Origin of the sequence: Serratia sp. OLAL2 (assembly GCF_002752475.1) — a bacterium.
GTDB lineage: Bacteria > Pseudomonadota > Gammaproteobacteria > Enterobacterales > Enterobacteriaceae > Serratia > Serratia bockelmannii.
The window spans coordinates 77,782-96,303 of sequence record NZ_MSTL01000016.1 but is presented as its reverse complement, the minus strand read 5'-3'; the positions used below and the strand labels follow the sequence as shown (position 1 = coordinate 96,303).

15 protein-coding genes are annotated in these 18,522 nt (G+C 61.6%); 9 read left to right on the top strand and 6 right to left on the bottom strand.

Annotation, left to right across the window (positions count from 1 at the left end):
• Positions 1-84 precede the first annotated feature (84 nt).
• Both ampD and ampE read left to right on the top strand, forming a co-directional pair.
• Positions 85-681 carry a 1,6-anhydro-N-acetylmuramyl-L-alanine amidase AmpD gene (gene ampD, locus BVU99_RS09325; RefSeq protein ID WP_025301585.1) on the top strand — a complete coding sequence of 199 codons (597 nt, stop codon included), beginning with the start codon at positions 85-87 and terminating at the stop codon, positions 679-681.
• Positions 681-1,535, top strand: a complete 855-nt coding sequence (gene ampE, locus BVU99_RS09320; RefSeq protein ID WP_025301586.1) for a beta-lactamase regulator AmpE — start codon at positions 681-683, stop codon at positions 1,533-1,535. The genes ampD and ampE overlap by 1 nt, the downstream gene beginning before the upstream one ends.
• Positions 1,536-1,595: 60 nt before the next feature.
• Here ampE and hemL read toward each other — a convergent pair whose 3' ends face one another.
• Positions 1,596-2,885, bottom strand: coding sequence for a glutamate-1-semialdehyde 2,1-aminomutase (gene hemL, locus BVU99_RS09315; RefSeq protein WP_025301587.1), 1,290 nt, complete (start codon positions 2,883-2,885; stop codon positions 1,596-1,598).
• A gap of 174 nt (positions 2,886-3,059) precedes the next feature.
• Here hemL and clcA point away from each other — a divergent pair, with 174 nt between their 5' ends.
• The gene (gene clcA / locus BVU99_RS09310; RefSeq protein ID WP_099816578.1) at positions 3,060-4,499 is read left to right on the top strand and encodes a H(+)/Cl(-) exchange transporter ClcA; all 1,440 of its coding nucleotides are present in this window, start codon (positions 3,060-3,062) and stop codon (positions 4,497-4,499) included.
• Between the two features lie 89 nt (positions 4,500-4,588).
• Complete coding sequence (gene erpA / locus BVU99_RS09305) at positions 4,589-4,933, top strand: iron-sulfur cluster insertion protein ErpA (protein WP_004932708.1); 345 nt, start codon at positions 4,589-4,591, stop codon at positions 4,931-4,933.
• Positions 4,934-4,994: 61 nt separating this feature from the next.
• Here the strand turns inward: erpA and BVU99_RS09300 are convergent, their stop codons facing one another.
• The 4 genes from BVU99_RS09300 to mtnN form a co-directional block, all read right to left on the bottom strand.
• The gene (locus BVU99_RS09300) at positions 4,995-5,243 is read right to left on the bottom strand and encodes a hypothetical protein (protein ID WP_065424607.1); all 249 of its coding nucleotides are present in this window, start codon (positions 5,241-5,243) and stop codon (positions 4,995-4,997) included.
• 200 nt (positions 5,244-5,443) lie between these two features.
• Positions 5,444-6,058: a TRIC cation channel family protein gene (locus BVU99_RS09295; RefSeq protein WP_099816577.1), complete on the bottom strand. Its 615-nt coding sequence runs from the start codon at positions 6,056-6,058 to the stop codon at positions 5,444-5,446.
• Entirely contained in the window at positions 6,058-6,843 is a 786-nt protein-coding gene (gene btuF, locus BVU99_RS09290; protein WP_099816622.1) for a vitamin B12 ABC transporter substrate-binding protein BtuF, read from the bottom strand. Before btuF ends, BVU99_RS09295 begins: the two co-directional genes overlap by 1 nt.
• Before the next feature lie 22 nt (positions 6,844-6,865).
• Positions 6,866-7,567, bottom strand: coding sequence for a 5'-methylthioadenosine/S-adenosylhomocysteine nucleosidase (gene mtnN / locus BVU99_RS09285; RefSeq protein WP_025301592.1), 702 nt, complete (start codon positions 7,565-7,567; stop codon positions 6,866-6,868).
• 129 nt (positions 7,568-7,696) lie between these two features.
• On the opposite strand from mtnN, the gene dgt reads away from it, so the two are divergent.
• Both dgt and degP read left to right on the top strand, forming a co-directional pair.
• Positions 7,697-9,214, top strand: a complete 1,518-nt coding sequence (gene dgt, locus BVU99_RS09280) for a dGTPase (RefSeq protein WP_049204771.1) — start codon at positions 7,697-7,699, stop codon at positions 9,212-9,214.
• Between the two features lie 180 nt (positions 9,215-9,394).
• Positions 9,395-10,834: a serine endoprotease DegP gene (gene degP, locus BVU99_RS09275; protein WP_049294833.1), complete on the top strand. Its 1,440-nt coding sequence runs from the start codon at positions 9,395-9,397 to the stop codon at positions 10,832-10,834.
• Positions 10,835-10,902: 68 nt separating this feature from the next.
• Here the strand turns inward: degP and barA are convergent, their stop codons facing one another.
• Positions 10,903-13,629, bottom strand: coding sequence for a two-component sensor histidine kinase BarA (gene barA, locus BVU99_RS09270; protein WP_049204768.1), 2,727 nt, complete (start codon positions 13,627-13,629; stop codon positions 10,903-10,905).
• Between the two features lie 66 nt (positions 13,630-13,695).
• On the opposite strand from barA, the gene rlmD reads away from it, so the two are divergent.
• The 3 genes from rlmD (at position 13,696) to mazG (ending at position 18,183) form a co-directional block, all read left to right on the top strand.
• Positions 13,696-15,045 carry a 23S rRNA (uracil(1939)-C(5))-methyltransferase RlmD gene (gene rlmD, locus BVU99_RS09265; RefSeq protein WP_025301596.1) on the top strand — a complete coding sequence of 450 codons (1,350 nt, stop codon included), beginning with the start codon at positions 13,696-13,698 and terminating at the stop codon, positions 15,043-15,045.
• A gap of 9 nt (positions 15,046-15,054) precedes the next feature.
• Positions 15,055-17,286, top strand: a complete 2,232-nt coding sequence (gene relA, locus BVU99_RS09260; protein WP_025301597.1) for a GTP diphosphokinase — start codon at positions 15,055-15,057, stop codon at positions 17,284-17,286.
• Between the two features lie 102 nt (positions 17,287-17,388).
• Entirely contained in the window at positions 17,389-18,183 is a 795-nt protein-coding gene (mazG, locus tag BVU99_RS09255) for a nucleoside triphosphate pyrophosphohydrolase (RefSeq protein ID WP_089180568.1), read from the top strand.
• Positions 18,184-18,522: the final 339 nt, after the last annotated feature.

The following is an 18,522-nucleotide window of genomic DNA, read 5'->3' as shown; positions in this document are numbered from 1 at the left end:
GGAAAACTCCGAAATGGACGGTTAGATCGTAGGGGAACATGCTACTCTGTTGCAGGAATAAGTACCACCGCAGAGAGGTGTCTGATGCAGTTGGAAAATGGCTGGATTGTCGGGGTGACGCGAGTGGTTTCGCCGCACTGCGATCGTCGCCCGGATGACGAGCCGCCCTCGCTGCTGGTCATCCATAACATCAGCCTGCCGCCCGGCGAATTCGGTGGCCCCTATATCGACCAGCTGTTCACCGGCACGCTCGATCCCGCGCAGCACCCTTATTTCGCCGAGATCCATCAGCTGCGAGTGTCTGCGCACTGCCTGATCCGCCGCGATGGGGAGATCGTGCAGTATGTGCCCTTCGACCAGCGCGCGTGGCACGCGGGCGTTTCTCTGTATCAGGGGCGCGAACGGTGCAACGATTTCTCCATCGGCATCGAGCTGGAAGGCACCGACCAGTTAGCCTACACCGAGGCGCAATACCGCACGCTGCAGGCGGTCACCGCGCTGCTGGCCGAACATTATCCGCCGTTGGCGGCGCATATCGCCGGGCATTGCGATATCGCCCCCGGCCGCAAAACCGATCCCGGGCCGGCGTTCGATTGGGATCGCTATCTGGCATCTCTGGAACAACGCGGCGCGCCTGCCGACGCTATGCTTGAGACAAGAAAAAGGGAGAGGAATCGCTAATGACGCTGTTTACGCTGTTGCTGGTTTTGGCCTGGGAGCGCCTGTTCAAGCTGGGGGAACACTGGCAGCTGGATCATCGCCTCGAAGTGGTATTTCAGCGGCTGCATCGGGTTTCGCTGGCGCAGACGCTGGCGATGACCGCCGCCTGGATGGTTGTCGTCTGGGGCGTTCTGTGGTTGTCGCACGGGTTATTCTTTGGCGTGGTGACGCTGCTGCTGTGGATCGTCATCGATCTGCTGTGCGTCGGCGCCGGCATCAAGCGCAAACACTACCGCGCCTACCTGAAAGCGGCGCGGCAGGGGGATACCCATGCCAGCGATCAGATGGCGGAAGAGCTGGCGTTGATCCACGGTTTGCCGGTGGACTGCAGTGAAGAGCTGCGTCTGCGCGAGCTGCAAAACGCGCTGCTGTGGATCAACTTCCGCTATTACCTGGCGCCGCTGTTCTGGTTCGTGGTCTTTGGGCCGTACGGGCCGATCGCGCTGGCGGGATATGCCTTCCTGCGCGCCTATCAAACCTGGCTGGCGCGCCACAATACGCCGCTGGAGCGTTCGCAGTCGGGCATCGATCACCTGCTGAACTGGCTGGACTGGATCCCGGTGCGTTTGGCCGGGGTGGCCTATGCGCTATTTGGCCACGGCGAGCGGGCGCTGCCGGCCTGGTTCGCCTCGCTGGGGGATCGGCATTCGTCGTCGTATCAGGTGTTGACGCGGCTGGCGCAGTTCTCGCTGGCGCGCGATCCGCATATGGATCCGGTGCAAACGCCGCGCGCGGCGGTGACGCTGGCGCGCAAGGTGACGATGATCATCGTGGTGGTGGTGGCGCTGTTGACCATTTACGGCACGCTGCTGTAAACCGCAGCGAAAAACAAAACGGGCGCCGAGGCGCCCATTTTTTTGGCCATCCGGCCGGGATTACAGCTTGGCGAAGCAGCGACGCGCGGCGTCGATGGTGCGCTGGATGTCTTCTTTGCTGTGCGCCACGGACATGAAGCCCGCTTCGAAGGCGGACGGTGCCAGATACACCCCTTCTTCCAACATCAGGTGGAAGAAGCGCTTGAAGCGTTCCACGTCGCACTGCATCACGTCCTGGTAGCAGGTGACCGCCGGCGCGTCGGTGAAGAACAGGCCGAACATGCCGCCGACGTTGTTGACCACCAACGGGATATTCTCTTCCTGCGCCGCATGCAGCAGGCCTGCGGCCAGCATCTCGGTCAGTTCGGTCAGCGTCTGGTGCACGCCAACCTGCGACACTTCGGTCAGGCAAGCGTAGCCCGCCGCCATGGCGATCGGGTTGCCGGACAGGGTGCCCGCCTGGTAGACCGGACCGGTCGGCGCCAGCGCCTCCATCACATCGCGACGGCCGCCGAAGGCGCCCACCGGCATACCCCCGCCGATGATTTTGCCGAGGCAGGTCAGATCCGGCTCAACGCCGTAATAGGACTGCGCGCCGGCCAGCGCCACGCGGAAGCCGGTCATCACTTCGTCGATGATCAAGAGCGCGCCGTACTTGTCGCACAGGGCGCGCAGGCCCGGCAGGAATTCCGGCAGCGGCGGCACGCAGTTCATGTTGCCGGCGACCGGCTCGACGATGATACAGGCGATCTCTGACGGGTACTGTTCGAAGGCGGCGCGCACCGAATCCAGATCGTTATAGGTGCAGGTCAGAGTGTGTTTGGCGAAGTCGGCCGGCACGCCCGGTGAGTTCGGCTGGCCGAGGGTCAGCGCGCCGGAGCCGGCTTTCACCAGCAGGCAGTCGGCGTGGCCGTGGTAGCAGCCTTCGAACTTGATGATTTTATCGCGGTTGGTGTAGCCGCGCGCCAGGCGGATGGCGCTCATGGTGGCTTCGGTGCCCGAGTTCACCATGCGCACCATATCCATCGTCGGCACCAGCTCGGTGACCAGCTGCGCCATTTTGACTTCCATCTCGGTCGGCGCGCCGAAGCTCAGGCCGCGCTGCGCCGCTTCGATCACCGCGTCGCGGATCGCCGGGTGGTTATGCCCCAGCACCATCGGCCCCCAGGAACCGACATAGTCGATATAGGCCTTGCCGTCGGCATCGAACAGGTAAGCCCCGTCTGCGCGCTCGATAAACAGCGGCACACCGCCTACGCCGGTGAATGCACGCACCGGAGAGTTTACCCCGCCGGGGATCAACTGTTGCGCCTGGGCGTACAGACTTTCGGACTTGCTGTGTAGGCTCATAAATCGGCTCCTGGATTCTCTTTTGAATGATTTGACCGCGCTATTCTAGAGGAGAGCGCCGCGTTATGAAACGATCACAGTCAGATACCATTAACGGCAGCGCCCGCCGCCGGGTTGGGGTAGAATTATCGCCCTGCCTATTTGTATTACAAATTACCTGACGAATTATTCGCGATGACAGAATCATACTCACAGCCCGTCGGGACGTTGAGCCCGCGCCTTAGCCGCAGCGATGCAGTGCGCCAGTTTATCCGCCGCGATAAAACGCCGGTGGCGATCTTGTTGATGGCCGCGCTGGTGGGGACGCTGGCTGGTTTGCTTGGCGTGGCCTTCGATAAAGCGGTGGAGTGGGTGCAGCAGCAGCGGCTGGCTTCGCTGGCGCAGGTCGCCGACTCCTGGATCCTGGTGTGGCCGCTGGCGTTTATCCTGTCCGCCGCGCTGGCGGCGCTGGGCTATTACCTGGTGCGGCGCTTTGCGCCTGAGGCGGGCGGCTCGGGCATTCCGGAGATCGAAGGCGCGCTGGAGGAGCTGCGGCCGGTGCGCTGGTGGCGCGTGATACCGGTGAAATTCATCGGCGGCATGGGCACGCTGGGGGCGGGTATGGTGCTGGGGCGCGAAGGGCCCACGGTACAAATGGGCGGCAACGTCGGGCGCATGGTATTGGACGTGCTGCGCATTCGCGGCGCCGAGGCGCGTCATTCGCTGCTGGCGACCGGGGCCGCCGCCGGGCTGTCCGCCGCGTTCAACGCGCCGCTGGCCGGCATTCTGTTTATCATCGAAGAGATGCGGCCGCAGTTTCGCTACAACCTGATCTCGATTAAAGCGGTGTTTATCGGCGTTATCATGTCGAGCGTGGTGTACCAGCTGTTTAACGGCCAGGGCTCGGTGATCGCGGTCGACAAACTTTCTTCGACGCCCATCAACACCCTGTGGCTCTATCTGGTGCTGGGGGCGATATTCGGCGCGGTGGGCGTGGGGTTCAACGCGCTGATCTTCCGCACCCAAGACATGTTCGCGCGCCTGCACGGCGGCAGAATGCGCAATATCTTGTTGATGGGTGGGTTGCTCGGCGGCGTGTGTGGCATTCTGGGGTTGATTCAGCCAGAGGCGGCGGGCGGCGGCTTTGGGCTGATCCCGATCGCCGCGGCGGGCAATTACAGCGTCGGCATGTTGATGTTTATCTTCATTACCCGCATCTTCACCACGCTGCTGTGCTTCGGTTCCGGCGCGCCGGGTGGCATCTTTGCGCCGATGCTGGCGCTGGGCACGCTGTTCGGCACCGCCTTCGGGCTGGCGGGGGCGCATCTGTTCCCGCAATACGGCATCGAAGCGGGCACCTTCGCCATCGCCGGTATGGGGGCGCTGTTCGCCGCCACGGTGCGGGCCCCGTTGACCGGTATCGTGCTGGTGCTGGAAATGACCGACAACTACCAGCTGATTTTACCGATGATCATCACCTGCCTCGGCGCCACGGTAGTGGCGCAGCTGCTCGGCGGCAAGCCGCTGTATTCATCGATCTTGGCTCGCACCCTGCAAAGGCAGGAGGCGCAGCTGGCACGGGAAGCGGCGGAGAAAACAGGTAAAGAAAATACAACAAATGCGGTGAATACTTGAACGCAACACTCAGGTATCGGATAATCGTTAATATTAATCAGGCAGCCATAGTCGCGATCTGATGCTGAACAATGTTGGGAGTAAAGAGTATGAGTGATCAAACGGCACTGCCCCTGCAATTTACCGAGGCAGCAGCAAACAAGGTTAAGTTCCTGATTGCTGACGAAGAAAACCCGAACCTGAAGTTGCGGGTTTACATTACCGGCGGCGGCTGCAGCGGATTCCAGTACGGCTTCACTTTTGACGACAAGGTCAACGATGGCGACATGACCATCGAGAAGCAGGGCGTGGCGCTGGTGGTCGATCCGATGAGCCTGCAGTATCTGGTCGGCGGTTCGGTGGATTACACCGAAGGGCTGGAAGGGTCGCGCTTCGTGGTGACCAACCCGAATGCCAAAACCACCTGCGGTTGCGGTTCGTCGTTCAGCATCTGAGTTTGCCCGTCAGAACATCAACCCGCTCGCCTTAGGCCGGCGGGTTTTTTTATGCCTACCATTACCATTCCACGAGGATCACTTCCGCACCGTTCTGCTGCGTCGGTGGGTTGCGGATGATCTTCGGCTGCGCCGTCGCGTGGCTGCATTCGGCCTGGGGGACGGCGGCTTCGAGGCGCACGGCGCATTGCGGTTCAATGGTCAGGGTAACGCCGATCTGGCCGCTGACGGCATCGGCATACGCGGCGCCACTCAGCAGGGCGCCACAGCAGGCAAGCAGAATTTTTTTCATCATTGCGGGAATAGTCATCCGTAAGCCATCTTGTGATGACTTATCGGCAAAAAGTTAAAAAGTTTTAACAGTGTGGGGAAGGGATTAACCTGCGGGTAACAGAATTTTACATCGACACTACGCTATTTTTTGGACGAAAATAATACCACTGGACCCGTTTTTAGTCTAATAAATCACCCGGTGCGGCGTTGCCACGCGTCGCCCCGCAGGGCGACGGCTCAGCGTTCGAGAATAAAGGCGGGCAGCTTGAGGTGCCAGCGGATGGCCGCCAGCCGAATGGCCAGCGTGATGATCATGCCCAGCATCATGGCCTGTTGCAGCGGCATGTGGAAGGTGTAAAACGCCGTAGCGTGCACGATGCCGCCGATGATGCAGGCGGTGGCGTAAATTTCGGTGCGCAGGATCATCGGGATCTCGCGCGCCAGCACGTCGCGGATAATGCCGCCGCCGACGCCGGTGATCACTCCCATGCAGATCGCCACCAGCGGGCCGGTGCCGGCCGCGAAAGCCTTGTTGACGCCGATGCCGACGAACACCGCCAGCCCGACGGCGTCGAGCACCGGCAGCACCCATTTCGGCAGGCGGCGCGGCTGGCGCACCAGCAGCAGCGTCAAGACGCAGGTGATCATCGCCACCACCAGATCGGTGGGATCCTTGACCCAGAACACCGGGCCGTTGGCCAGCGCCATATCGCGGATGGTGCCGCCGCCGACCGCGGTGACCACGGCCAATACCAGTACGCCGAACGGATCCATGCGCAGCTTGCCGGCTAACAGTACGCCGGAGACGGCGAACACCGCCGTGCCGAGAATATCCAACCAGAACACCAGCATCAGCGGATCTCCGCCAGCTGGCGGCACAGCTGCTGCGCCGCCAACAGCAGGCGCGGCCCGCCGCGATTGAACCAGCCTTCGTTCAGCGCGATCACCGGCACCTGCAGCTGCGGCGCCCAGAAGGCTTTCACATTGGCGGCCTCTTTCGCGCCGCCGGTGATGACGATGGCCTGGGGTTGACGCGCCAGCACCTGCTCGCGGCTGATCTGCGGCCAAGGGGTGCGGCTATCGGCGAAGACGTTCTGCCCGCCGCACAGCGCCAGCACCTGGCTTTGCAATGTGGCGCCGGAGCTGGTGAACAGCGGCTGGGTGCCGAACTGCAGCAGCACGCGCCGTGGTGAGTTAGCGGCGTATTGTTGCTTGAGAGCGGCGAACTGGCGGCGAAGGTCGTCTGCCGCCTGATGCGCCTGATCCGGGTGCGGGCTGTATTGCGCCAGCTTATCCAGCAAGCCGGCGATCCCCCCGAGGTTGTCGGCGTCCGCATAGAAGATCGGGATGCCGAACGCGGCGAGCTGATCCAGCACGCGCTGCGGATTGCCGCCGCGCCAGGCGAGGATCAGGTCCGGCTTGAGCGCCAGCACCCGCTCCAGGTTGATGCCCTGCCAGGAGGCCACCTGCTCCAGCTTGGCGGCCTGCGGCGGGTAATCGGAATAGGCGCTCGCCGCCACCAGCACCTCGCCCATGCCGGCGGCATAGGCGAGCTCGGTGGCGTTGGGCGCCAGGCTAATCACCCGCTGGGCGGCGTCGACCGGCAGGGCCAGCCAGAGCGCCAACAGACAGAGCATCGAGGTGAAGCGCAGCCTCACATCAACCGCGCTTGGCCAGGGTTTGCAGCATGGCATTGACCATCAGCGTAGACTGCTTGGCCGCTACCACCAGGAACTCGTCGAAGCTCATGTGCGACTCGCTGTCGGCGACGTCGGAAATGGCGCGCACCACCACGAACGGCGTGCCGAACAGATGGCAGACGTGGGCGATCGCCGCGGCTTCCATTTCCACGGCGGCGACGCGCGGGAAAGTGGCGCGGATGCGCGCCAGCGGCTCGGCGCCGTTGATGAAGGCGTCACCGCTGCAGATCAGGCCGCGCACCGCGTGCAGCTCCAGCTGTTTGATGCAGCTTTCCGCCAGCGCGATCAGCGCGTCGTCGGCGACGAACGCCGCCGGGCAGCCGGCCATCTGGCCCGGCTCGTAGCCGAAGGCGGTGACGTCGGCGTCGTGGTAGCGCACTTCTTCCGACACCACGATATCGCCCACGCGCAGGGTGCTGGCCAGGCCGCCGGCGGAACCGGTGTTGATCACCAGATCCGGGCTGCAGTGTTCCAGTAGCAGGGTGGTGCCCATGGCCGCAGAGACTTTGCCGATGCCGGATTTCAGCAAGGCCACGTCAACGCCGCCGATCTGGCCGGTGTAGATTTCGCAGCCCGCGCGCTGGATGGTTTGACGGTTTTCGATTTGATCGCGCAGCAGGGTGACTTCCTGCTCCATTGCGCCGATGATGCCTACTTTCATAAATAACACTCGCTGATTGGCCGTGAGAATTGCGGCATAGTCTATCATGGCTGTGTATCAGAGATAATGCGTTGCATCCGCTGCCGGGAATTGTTATCACGGGGGCAGGGCGCAACGGCGGAGAAACAGATGTCCGGGATCGACTTCAAGCAAAAAATCAGCTTCCAACGGCCTTTCAGCAAACCGATCGAGGCCGAGGAAGAGTACGACATCGTGCGGCAGTTCGAGAGCGATCGCGGGCGCATCGTCAACTCGGCCGCCATTCGCCGTCTGCAGCAAAAAACCCAGGTGTTTCCGCTGGAACGCAACGCGGCGGTGCGCAGCCGCCTGACGCACTCGATGGAGGTGCAGCAGGTTGGGCGCCACATCGCCAAAGAGATCCTCAATCGCTTCAAACAGGCGGGGAGAATTGATGAGCTCGGCTTGACCCGGCTGCTCGATCCGTTTGAAAGCATCGTGGAAATGGCCTGCCTGATGCACGACATCGGTAATCCGCCGTTCGGACACTTCGGCGAGTCGGCGATCAACGACTGGTTCGCCCAGCGGCTCGATCCCGCCAGCTGCGGCAGCGAGCCGGGCAGCCACGATCGCTGCCAGGTGGCGACGCTGCGCCTGCATGAAGGGGAGGGCGATCTGAACCGGCTGCGCAGCCGGATCCGTCAGGATCTCAGCCACTTCGAGGGCAACGCCCAGGCGATCCGCATGGTGTACAGCCTGCTCAAGCTCAACCTGACCTACGCGCAGGTCGGCTGCATTTTGAAATACACCCGCCCGGCCTACTGGGCGAGCGACATCCCTGCCAGCCACAGTTACCTGATGAAAAAGCCCGGCTACTATCTGGCGGAAGAGGCCTTCGTCGATCGGTTGCGGCGCGAGCTGCACATGGGCGAGTTCGATCGTTTCCCGCTGACCTATATTATGGAGGCCGCCGACGATATCTCGTACTGCGTGGCCGATCTGGAAGACGCGGTGGAGAAGAGCATTTTCACCGTCGAGCAGCTGTATCAGCACCTGATTCAGGAGTGGGGCGAGGTGGTGCCGGGCGATCTGTTCGACAAGACCGTCGCCAGCGCGTTTCGCAAGATCGATCGCGGCGGCGCGCGGCGCAGCGCGGAAGATCAGTTCTTCATGTATCTGCGGGTGTTTACCGTGGCGCGGCTGGTGCCGCATGCGGCGCAGCGCTTTATCGACAATCTGGACGCGGTCTATCAGGGCAGTTTCAATCAGGCGCTGCTGGAGGATTCCAGCCCGGCCTATCGGCTACTGAAGATATTTAAAAATGTGGCGTTCAAGCACGTGTTCAACCACCCTGAGGTCGAGCAGCTCGAGCTGCAAGGCTACCGGGTGATCAGCGGCCTGCTGGACATTTACAGCCCGCTGTTGGCGATGTCGCTGGCGGACTTCAGCCAGCTGGTGCGCGAGGACAGCCATCGCGCTTATCCGATTGAAACACGCCTGTTCCACAAGCTGTCCACCAAGCATCGGCTGGCGTATGCGGAGGCGGTAGAAGGGCTGCAGCATTTATCGCCGGAGCAGCAAGCCATTCGGGAATATTATTTCCGCGCGCGTTTATTGCAGGACTATATCAGCGGAATGACCGACCTGTACGCCTATGATGAATATCGTCGATTGATGGCGGCGGAATAATTGAGCTGAAGAATAATTTCCAGCAATTCCAACCGGTTGGCTGTCTCGAGTTTTGTAAAGACGGACAATATTTGTTTACTATTGCCAATCATCTGTGCCGGAACTTCGGGCTATTAATTAACTCTGAATAAGCACGCAAGACGGCCATTCTTTTTGAACGACTTTATAAGAGACACACAGATGAAAAAAACCGCATTAGTTCTGAGCGCACTGGCATTCAGTATCGGTATGGCGATGGGCCCGGCGACGGCCAGCGCCGCTGAAACCGCCTCTTCCAGCACCCAACAGCTGCCGAGCCTGGCACCGATGCTGGAGAAGGTGATGCCTTCCGTCGTGAGCATTAACGTTGAGGGCAGCACCACGGTCAATACGCCGCGCATGCCGCAGCAGTTCCAACAGTTCTTCGGTGAGGATTCGCCGTTCTGCCAGGACGGTTCGCCGTTCCAGGGCTCGCCGATGTGTCAGGGCGGTGAACAGCCAGGGCCGGATGGCCAGCCGCAGGGCACGCAGCAGAAATTCCAGGCGCTGGGCGCCGGGGTGGTCATCGATGCCACCAAGGGCTATGTGGTGACCAATAACCACGTGGTGGACAACGCCAACAAGATCCAGGTGCAGCTGAGCGACGGACGCCGCTTCGACGCCAAAGTGATCGGCAAGGATCCGCGTTCCGATATCGCGTTGATCCAGCTGAAAGACTTCAAGAACCTGACGGCGATCAAGATGGCGGACTCCGATCAGCTGCGCGTCGGCGATTACACCGTGGCGATCGGCAACCCGTACGGGTTGGGTGAAACCGCCACCTCGGGCATCGTGTCCGCCCTGGGGCGCAGCGGCCTGAACATCGAAAACTACGAAAACTTTATCCAGACCGATGCGGCGATCAACCGCGGTAACTCCGGCGGCGCGCTGGTTAACCTGAACGGCGAGCTGATCGGCATCAACACCGCGATCCTGGCGCCGGACGGCGGCAATATCGGTATCGGCTTCGCTATTCCGAGCAACATGGTGAAAAACCTGACGGCGCAAATGGTCGAGTATGGCCAGGTGAAACGCGGCGAGCTGGGTATCATGGGCACCGAGCTGAACTCTGAGCTGGCCAAGGCGATGAAGGTCGATGCGCAGCGCGGGGCCTTCGTCAGCCAGGTAATGCCGAAATCTTCCGCCGCGAAGGCGGGCATCAAGGCCGGCGACGTGATCGTCACCATGAACGGCAAGGCCATCTCCAGCTTCGCCTCGTTCCGGGCGGAGATCGGCACGCTGCCGGTCGGCAGCAAGATGTCGCTGGGCATTATTCGCGACGGCAAGCCGGTAACGATTGACGTCACGCTGGAGCAAAGCGCGCAGACCCAGGTGGCCTCGGGCAATATCTACACCGGCATTGAAGGCGCCGAGCTGAGCAATACTCAGGTTGGCAACGTGAAAGGCGTCAAGGTCGACAGCGTGAAAGCCGGCAGCGCCGCCGCGCGCATCGGCTTGAAAAAGGGCGACGTGATCCTGGGCGTGAACCAACAGCCGATCCAGAACCTGGGCGAGCTGCGTAAAATCCTCGACAGCAAACCGTCGGTGCTGGCGTTGAATATTCAGCGTGGCGATAGCCAACTGTACCTGCTGGCGCAGTGATAAACGTCAGGCGCTAAAAGCAACAAAGGCACGCTACGGCGTGCCTTTTTGCATTATGGCCTGAGGATTCAGGCCGGTTGCGCCAGATGCGCGCGCGCCGCGTGGATCACCAGTTCAATCTCATCCAACAGCTCCAGCCACTCCGGCTCCAGTTCGTCGTTGGTGATGCCCTGGCGCAGCTGCCGCTCGAGGTAGAAACACAGCTGCTTGAGGCGCGGCACGCCGCTGTAGCTGCAGCTGCCGTGCAGCTTATGGACCAGGTCGAGGATCTCGTCGTCGTGTTGCCCCTCGAGCAGCGCCTGCACCCGTTCGCGCACCTGCGGCAGGAAATCGAGCAGCATTTGCAGCAGATCGCGCGCCAGATCCGGTTTATTGGCCGCCTGGCGCAGCGCCAGCGGCCAGTCGAGCGACAGCGGGGCATCGTCGGCGACGGCGCTTTCCACGTCGCCGCTGTGGTAGCGCGACAGCACGCGGGTCAGCATTTTCTCGTCGATCGGCTTGGCCAGGTAGTCGTCCATCCCGGCCTGCAGCAGATGCTCGCGTTCGCCGCTGGCGGCATGGGCAGTGACGGCGACGATCGGCGTAGAGTTGTGGTGCGGCAGTTGGCGGATCAGTTCGCTGGCGTGAATGCCGTCCATCTTCGGCATTTGAATGTCCATCAGGATCAGATCCAGCACGTTGTTGCGCGCCAGCGCCAGCGCTTCCTCACCGCTCTCGCACAGCAGCGTTTTTTCCACCTGTTCGCCCAGCAGCGTGCCGATCAGCTTCAGGTTGGCCGGGTTGTCGTCCACCGCCATCACCGTCAGCGGCAGACGTTTACGCTCAGGTGGGGCGGCGAGCCGATCGGGCGTCTCCATTCTCAGCAGCGGGAACAGACGCGTGCTGGTGATAGGCTTGATCAGGCAGCCAAGCGCACCTTGTTGCTTGAGCAGTTCGGCGTCGATCTGCGCCTGGCACGGCAGCGCCAGAATCACCCGATCGGCCAGCTTCAGCGAGGCCAACAATTTGTCCTGATGCTGCGCCATGTTGTCGCGGAACGGGATCGGCACGCCGGCCAGCAGGAAATCGTAATGGCCTGACGGCAGCTGGCCCAGCGTCGGCGAGTGGGTGATCACCAGCTGCGTGACGCTGAGCATGTTGAGCGTCGCCTGTGCCGCCGTCGGGTTGGACTCGATATAGGCCAGCGTTTTGCCGTTCAGATCCGGCAGGCTCGGCGCCAGCGACAGCATGCCCTCGTTCAGATCCAGCGTGATGTGGAACCAGAAGGTCGAGCCGCGATTCAGCTGGCTGTGGAAGCAGATGTCGCCGCCCATCTCCTTCACCAGCTTTTGCGTGATCACCAACCCTAGCCCGGTGCCGCCGTGGCGGCGGGAGATGCTGGCGTCTGCCTGACGGAATGCCTGGAACAGCTGCGACTGCTGGCGTTCGGAGATGCCGATGCCGGTGTCGTGGATCTGCACTTCCACTTCCACCCGGCGATCCAGCTGTTTGCGCAGCTCGACGCGGATATCGATATTGCCGGTTTCGGTGAACTTGATGGCGTTCCCCAGCAGGTTGGTGATGATTTGCTGCAGGCGCAGCGAGTCGCCGATCACCTGCTCCGGCACGTCGTTGTGCACATCCAGCGTCAGCTCCAGCCCTTTGTCGTGGGCGCTGGGGGCCAGCAGCACCACCACTTCGTCCAGCGTTTCGCGCAGGGCGAACGGAATATGCTCCAGCACCAGCTTGCCGGCCTCCAGCTTGGAGAAGTCCAGCACATCGTTGATGATGGTCAGCAGGTTGTTGGCCGAGCGTTCGATGGTCTGCAAATAATCGGTTTGGGTTGCGCTCAGATCGGTTTTCAGCATCTGGCGGGTAAAACCGATCACGCCGTTGAGCGGGGTACGCAGCTCGTGCGACATGTTGGCCAGGAATTCGGACTTGATGCGCGCCGCCTCCTGCGCGCGTTTTTTCGCCAGATCCAGCTCGACGTTCTGGATCTCCATCTGCTCCAGCGTTTCACGCAGGTCAGACGTGGCCTGATCGATGTTCTGCTGCATCTCTTCGTGATAGGCGGTGAGCGACATCGCCATCGAGTTGATGCCGTTCTTCAGCATGTGCAGCTCGCCGAGCATGTAGCCCTCCACGCGGCTGTCGAGCTGGCCGCGGCGGATGCGGTCGACGGTGTTCACCATGTTGCGGATCGGGCCGGTCACGTCGCGCATCAGGCGGTAAGCGAACAGGATGGCGATGCACATGCACAGCAGCAGCAGCAGGGTGGAGACGAACACCTCTTTATACTGCTGCAGCCGCACCGACTGCAGATCCAGCTCGATCGCCACATAGCCCAGGTTGTTGTCGGGGTGGCTGCCGCCGTCGGCGGTTTCATCCGGATACTGATTTTCCGACAGGATCGGCGTGCGCAGGATCAGCGAATCGCCGCGCCGGGTGAGCATCAGCTCGGTGGGCAACGGCACGCCTTTCGGCAGCTGCAGCTGAGCGAAGTTGTGGTGATAATTAGAGGTAACGAACAAATTGTTCTGCGCATCGAACACGGTGATCGAACGCACGATGTCCGAATGGCGGCGGTGCAACAGACTGACCAACTGCCTGACCGATTCGCGGCTGCGGAACGTCATGCCGTACTCGCTGGCCACCGCCAGCGGCTCGATGATGCTGGCGCCGGCGTCGACCAATTGCTCCTGCAGCTCGTTATAGCGGTGCACCACGAAGAAGGTGCTGAGCAGCAAACCAATCAGCAAGGTCGGGGCCAGAATCAGGATCATCATGCGCGCACGCAGGCTGTATTTGGTCATGGGATTCCAATGTGGGAGAATTGACAGCTGACACTAGCTTAATGAACCAGCACACAATCGACAAATATGGCGCAATTCTACTCTCCCAAACGCCGCGTGACGACCCGGCAGAGCTCACAAATCTTCACCGTGACGGTGAGCGATCTCGATCCTTTCGGCCAGGGCGTGGCGCGCCACGACGGCAAAGCGGTGTTCGTGCCGGGCGTATTGCCGGGCGAGCAGGCGGAAATCCAGCTGACCGAAGACAAGCGCCAGTTCGCCAAAGGCAAGCTCAAGCGCCTGCTGAGCCGCAGCCCGCAGCGGGTGGCACCGCGCTGCCCGCATTTCGGCGTGTGCGGCGGCTGCCAGCAGCAGCATGCGGATGAGGCGCTGCAGCAGCAGAGCAAGGCGGCGGCGCTGGTGCGCATGATCGCCCGCGAAACCGGGGTGACCCCGCAGCAGGAACCGGTGATCGCCGGCCCGGAATACGGCTATCGCCGCCGCGCCCGCCTGAGCCTGGCGTGGCAGCCGAAGCTGCAGCGCCTGATGATGGGGTTTCGACAGGCGGCCTCCAGCGAGCTGGTAGCGGTGGAGCACTGCCCGGTGCTGCGCCCGGAGCTGGAACAGCTGCTGGCGCCGGTGCGCGCCTGCCTGAGCGGGCTGCAGGCGGTGCGGCGGCTGGGGCATGTGGAGCTGGTGCTGGCGGATAACGGCCCGCTGCTGGTGCTGCGCCATCTCGATGCCCTGAAAGAGGCGGATCGCCAGGCGCTGTTGGCGTTTGGCGAGCGGGAAAACGTCGCTGTTTATCTGGCGCCGGACAGCGACCGCGTGGAAAAACTGTGCGGTGAAACGCCGTATTATCAGGTTGACGGGCTACGCTTAGACTTCAGTCCGCGCGACTTTATTCAGGTCAATGACGCCGTAAACCAACAAATGGTGGCGCAGGCCCTTGAATGGCTCGACATTCAACCCAATGATCGGGTGCTGGACCTGTTCTGCGGCATGGGGAATTTTACCCTGCCGCTGGCGCGCCGCGCCGCTGCGGTGGTGGGCATCGAAGGTGTTGCCACGCTGGTAGCGAATGGGCAATATAATGCACATAAGAATAAGCTGAATAATGCGTCGTTCTTCCATGAGAATCTGGAGGACGACGTTGAGCGGCAACCTTGGGCAGCACAAGGGTTTGATAAGGTGATGCTGGATCCCGCCCGCGCCGGTGCGGCCGGGGTGATGTCACACATTGTAAAACTGGCGCCGGCGCGGGTGGTGTATGTTTCCTGTAACCCCACCACGCTGGCTCGCGACAGCAAAGTGCTGTTGAACGCCGGTTATCGTCTTGCGCGCGTGCGGATGTTGGATATGTTTCCGCACACGGGGCATCTTGAATCAATGGCGCTGTTTATCAACGAGCGCGCGCCAGAGGTCGCTGCAAAGTAGGGAGAAGTTATGGTTGCGGTAAGAAGTGCACATCTGAATACGGCGGGTGAGTTCGCTCTCGATGAGTGGATCGCCGGCTTGGGGCTACCTAACCCGCAGTCATGTGAGCGATTGGCCGCAACCTGGCGTTATTGTGAGCAGCAGACCCAAAACCATCCCGACGCCTCGCTGCTGCTGTGGCGCGGCCTGGAGATGGTGGAAATCCTCTCGACGCTGAGCATGGACAACGACAGTATGCGCGCCGCGCTGCTGTTCCCGCTGGTGGACGCCGGCATCGTGCAGGAAGAGACCCTGACCGAAGCGTTCGGCAATGGCATCGTCGCGCTGGTGCACGGCGTGCGCGACATGGACGCCATTCGTCAACTGAAAGCCACCCAAAACGACTCGATGGCCTCCGAACAGGTCGACAACGTGCGCCGCATGCTGTTGGCGATGGTGGAGGATTTCCGCTGCGTGGTCATCAAGCTGGCGGAACGTATCGCCCACCTGCGCGAGGTGAAAGACGCGCCGGAAGACGAACGCGTGTTGGCGGCGAAAGAGTGTTCCAACATCTACGCCCCGCTGGCTAACCGGCTCGGCATCGGCCAACTGAAGTGGGAGCTGGAAGATTTCTGCTTCCGCTACCTGCACCCGGAAGAATACAAGCGCATCGCCAAGCTGTTGCATGAGCGCCGCATCGATCGCGAACAGTTCATCGACGACTTCGTCGCCGGGCTGCGCGCCGAGATGGCCAAAGAAGGCATTCGGGTGGAGATTTACGGCCGGCCGAAACACATCTACAGCATCTGGCGCAAGATGCAGAAAAAGCACCTGGCGTTTGACGAACTGTTCGACGTGCGCGCGGTGCGCATCGTGGCGGAGCGTCTACAGGATTGCTACGCGGCGTTGGGCATCGTACATACCCACTTCCGCCACCTGCCGGACGAGTTCGACGACTACGTCGCCAACCCGAAACCCAACGGCTACCAGTCGATCCACACTGTGGTGCTGGGGCCGCGCGGCAAAACCGTCGAGATTCAGATCCGCACCCGGCAAATGCATGAAGACGCCGAGCTGGGCGTGGCCGCACACTGGAAGTACAAAGAGGGCGCGGGCGTGACCGTGCGCTCCGGCTACGAAGAGCGCATCGCCTGGCTGCGTAAGCTCATCGCCTGGCAGGAAGAGATGGCGGACTCCGGCGAAATGCTCGACGAAGTGCGCAGCCAGGTGTTCGACGATCGGGTCTATGTCTTTACTCCGAAAGGCGACGTGGTGGATCTGCCGGCCGGCTCCACGCCGCTCGATTTCGCTTACCACATTCACAGCGACGTCGGTCACCGCTGTATCGGCGCCAAGATCGGCGGCCGCATCGTGCCGTTTACCTATCAGCTGAAGATGGGCGATCAGATTGAGATCATCACCCAGAAACAGCCAAACCCGAGCCGCGACTGGCTGAACCCGAACCTGGGCTACGTGACCACCAGCCGCGGGCGCTCGAAGATCCACAACTGGTTCCGCAAGCAGGATCGCGACAAGAACATTCTCGCCGGCCGCCAGATGCTGGACAACGAACTGGAGCATCTCGGCATCAGCCTGAAAGAGGCTGAGAAGCTGTTGATCCCGCGCTACAACATGAACTCGCTGGACGAGGTGTTGGCGGCGATCGGCGGCGGGGACATTCGCCTGAACCAGATGGTGAATTACCTGCAGGGCAAGTTCAACAAGCCGAGCGCCGAAGAGCAGGATCGCGAGGCGCTGCGCCAGCTGGTGCAGCAGAAAGCGCCGCCGCCGACCCGCAACAAGGATAACGGCCGCGTGGTGGTGGAGGGCGTGGGCAACCTGATGCACCACATCGCCCGCTGCTGCCAGCCGATCCCGGGCGACGACATCGTCGGTTTTATTACCCAGGGGCGCGGTATTTCGATCCACCGTGCGGACTGCGATCAGCTGGTCGATCTGCAATCGCATGCGCCGGAGCGCATCGTCGATGCGGTGTGGGGCGAAAGCTACTCCAGCGGTTATTCGCTGGTGGTGCGCGTGATGGCCAACGATCGCAGCGGGCTGCTGCGCGATATCACCACCATTCTGGCCAACGAAAAGGTCAACGTGCTGGGCGTCGCCAGCCGCAGCGATACCAAGAAGCAGTTGGCCACTATCGACATGGATATCGAAATCTACAACCAGCAGGTGCTGAGCCGGGTGCTGGCGAAGCTGAACCAACTGCCGGACGTGATAGACGCCAAGCGTTTGCACGGCAACTAAGCCCATATCGCCTTTCGGGCCGTATCGATAGCGGATGCGGCCCGAAATCCATGAATTCTGCGGGCGCTCCCCTGCGCCCCCATTCTTTCTCAGAGATTTTTTATGACCCAATCCACTCCGCTGCAGCGTCTGCTGAACATCATGAAAACGCTGCGCGACCCGCAGCTCGGCTGCTCGTGGGACCGCAAGCAAACCTTCGCCACCATTGCGCCTTATACGTTGGAAGAGACCTACGAAGTGCTGGACGCCATCGAACGGCAGGACTACGCCGATCTGCGCGACGAGCTGGGCGACTTGCTGTTTCAGGTGGTGTTCTACGCCCAGATGGGGCAGGAGCAGGGGCTGTTCGATTTTGATGAGGTGTGCACCGCCATCAGCGACAAGCTGGAGCGCCGTCACCCGCACATCTTCGGTGACGCCGAGGGCGGAGACAGCGAAGCCGTGGCGGCGCGCTGGGAACAGTTGAAGGCCGGCGAGCGCGCCGAAAAAGCGCTGCACTCGGTGCTGGACGATATTCCGCAGGCGTTGCCGGCGTTGATGAAAGCGCACAAGATCCAAAAACGCTGCGCCTCGGTCGGCTTCGACTGGAACACTTTGGGGCCGGTGCTGGACAAAGTGTACGAAGAGATCGACGAAGTGATGCACGAAGCCCGCCAGGCGGTGGTCGATGAGAGCAAGCTGGAAGAGGAGATCGGCGATCTGCTGTTCGCCACCGTGAACCTGTCGCGCCATTTGGGCCACAAGGCCGAGAACGCGCTGCAGGCGGCGAACCGCAAGTTCGAACGCCGCTTCCGGGAGGTGGAGGCGATCGTCCAGCAACGCGGGCTGCGGCTTGAAGACGCCACGCTGGAGCAGATGGAAGACGCCTGGCAGCAGGTGAAGCGCAAGGAAAGTTGAATCGCTGCAACGACAATGTTGATCGCAAACAAGGTTCACTCAGGCTGAAACGGTTAAGCTTGCAGTCAGGTCACAGGCGCAGGGCTGCCGTCGGCAGCAAAAGGCCAACAAACTGAAATCTAAGGCGTTTTATCGCTCGATAGGGGCGGTAAAAAGAAATTTTCTCCGCTAACTCTTTGTATTTCCTAGAGGGTTTAGGCGGCGCCGGCGGAGTAAACCCTGATGAACACGGGAGGGCGGCCGAGATGATGGACAGCAAAACGATCGTTTGTAGGTCAGGAGAGGTTCGGGTATACTACTTTCCCGTCCTGGTTCTTCCATCGTCTTTAAACCTAAACT

Bases quoted from the DNA above. Each gene is read 5' to 3' on its own strand.
- mazG (WP_089180568.1), top strand. From the start codon at position 17,389: ATGACCCAATCCACTCCGCTGCAGCGTCTGCTGAACATCATGAAAACG.
- barA (WP_049204768.1), bottom strand. From the start codon at position 13,629: ATGACCAAATACAGCCTGCGTGCGCGCATGATGATCCTGATTCTGGCC.
- dgt (WP_049204771.1), top strand. From the start codon at position 7,697: ATGTCCGGGATCGACTTCAAGCAAAAAATCAGCTTCCAACGGCCTTTC.
- clcA (WP_099816578.1), top strand. From the start codon at position 3,060: ATGACAGAATCATACTCACAGCCCGTCGGGACGTTGAGCCCGCGCCTT.
- btuF (WP_099816622.1), bottom strand. From the start codon at position 6,843: ATGCTCTGTCTGTTGGCGCTCTGGCTGGCCCTGCCGGTCGACGCCGCC.
- relA (WP_025301597.1), top strand. From the start codon at position 15,055: ATGGTTGCGGTAAGAAGTGCACATCTGAATACGGCGGGTGAGTTCGCT.
- ampD (WP_025301585.1), top strand. From the start codon at position 85: ATGCAGTTGGAAAATGGCTGGATTGTCGGGGTGACGCGAGTGGTTTCG.
- BVU99_RS09300 (WP_065424607.1), bottom strand. From the start codon at position 5,243: ATGACTATTCCCGCAATGATGAAAAAAATTCTGCTTGCCTGCTGTGGC.
- hemL (WP_025301587.1), bottom strand. From the start codon at position 2,885: ATGAGCCTACACAGCAAGTCCGAAAGTCTGTACGCCCAGGCGCAACAG.
- BVU99_RS09295 (WP_099816577.1), bottom strand. From the start codon at position 6,058: ATGCTGGTGTTCTGGTTGGATATTCTCGGCACGGCGGTGTTCGCCGTC.
- erpA (WP_004932708.1), top strand. From the start codon at position 4,589: ATGAGTGATCAAACGGCACTGCCCCTGCAATTTACCGAGGCAGCAGCA.
- degP (WP_049294833.1), top strand. From the start codon at position 9,395: ATGAAAAAAACCGCATTAGTTCTGAGCGCACTGGCATTCAGTATCGGT.
- rlmD (WP_025301596.1), top strand. From the start codon at position 13,696: ATGGCGCAATTCTACTCTCCCAAACGCCGCGTGACGACCCGGCAGAGC.
- mtnN (WP_025301592.1), bottom strand. From the start codon at position 7,567: ATGAAAGTAGGCATCATCGGCGCAATGGAGCAGGAAGTCACCCTGCTG.
- ampE (WP_025301586.1), top strand. From the start codon at position 681: ATGACGCTGTTTACGCTGTTGCTGGTTTTGGCCTGGGAGCGCCTGTTC.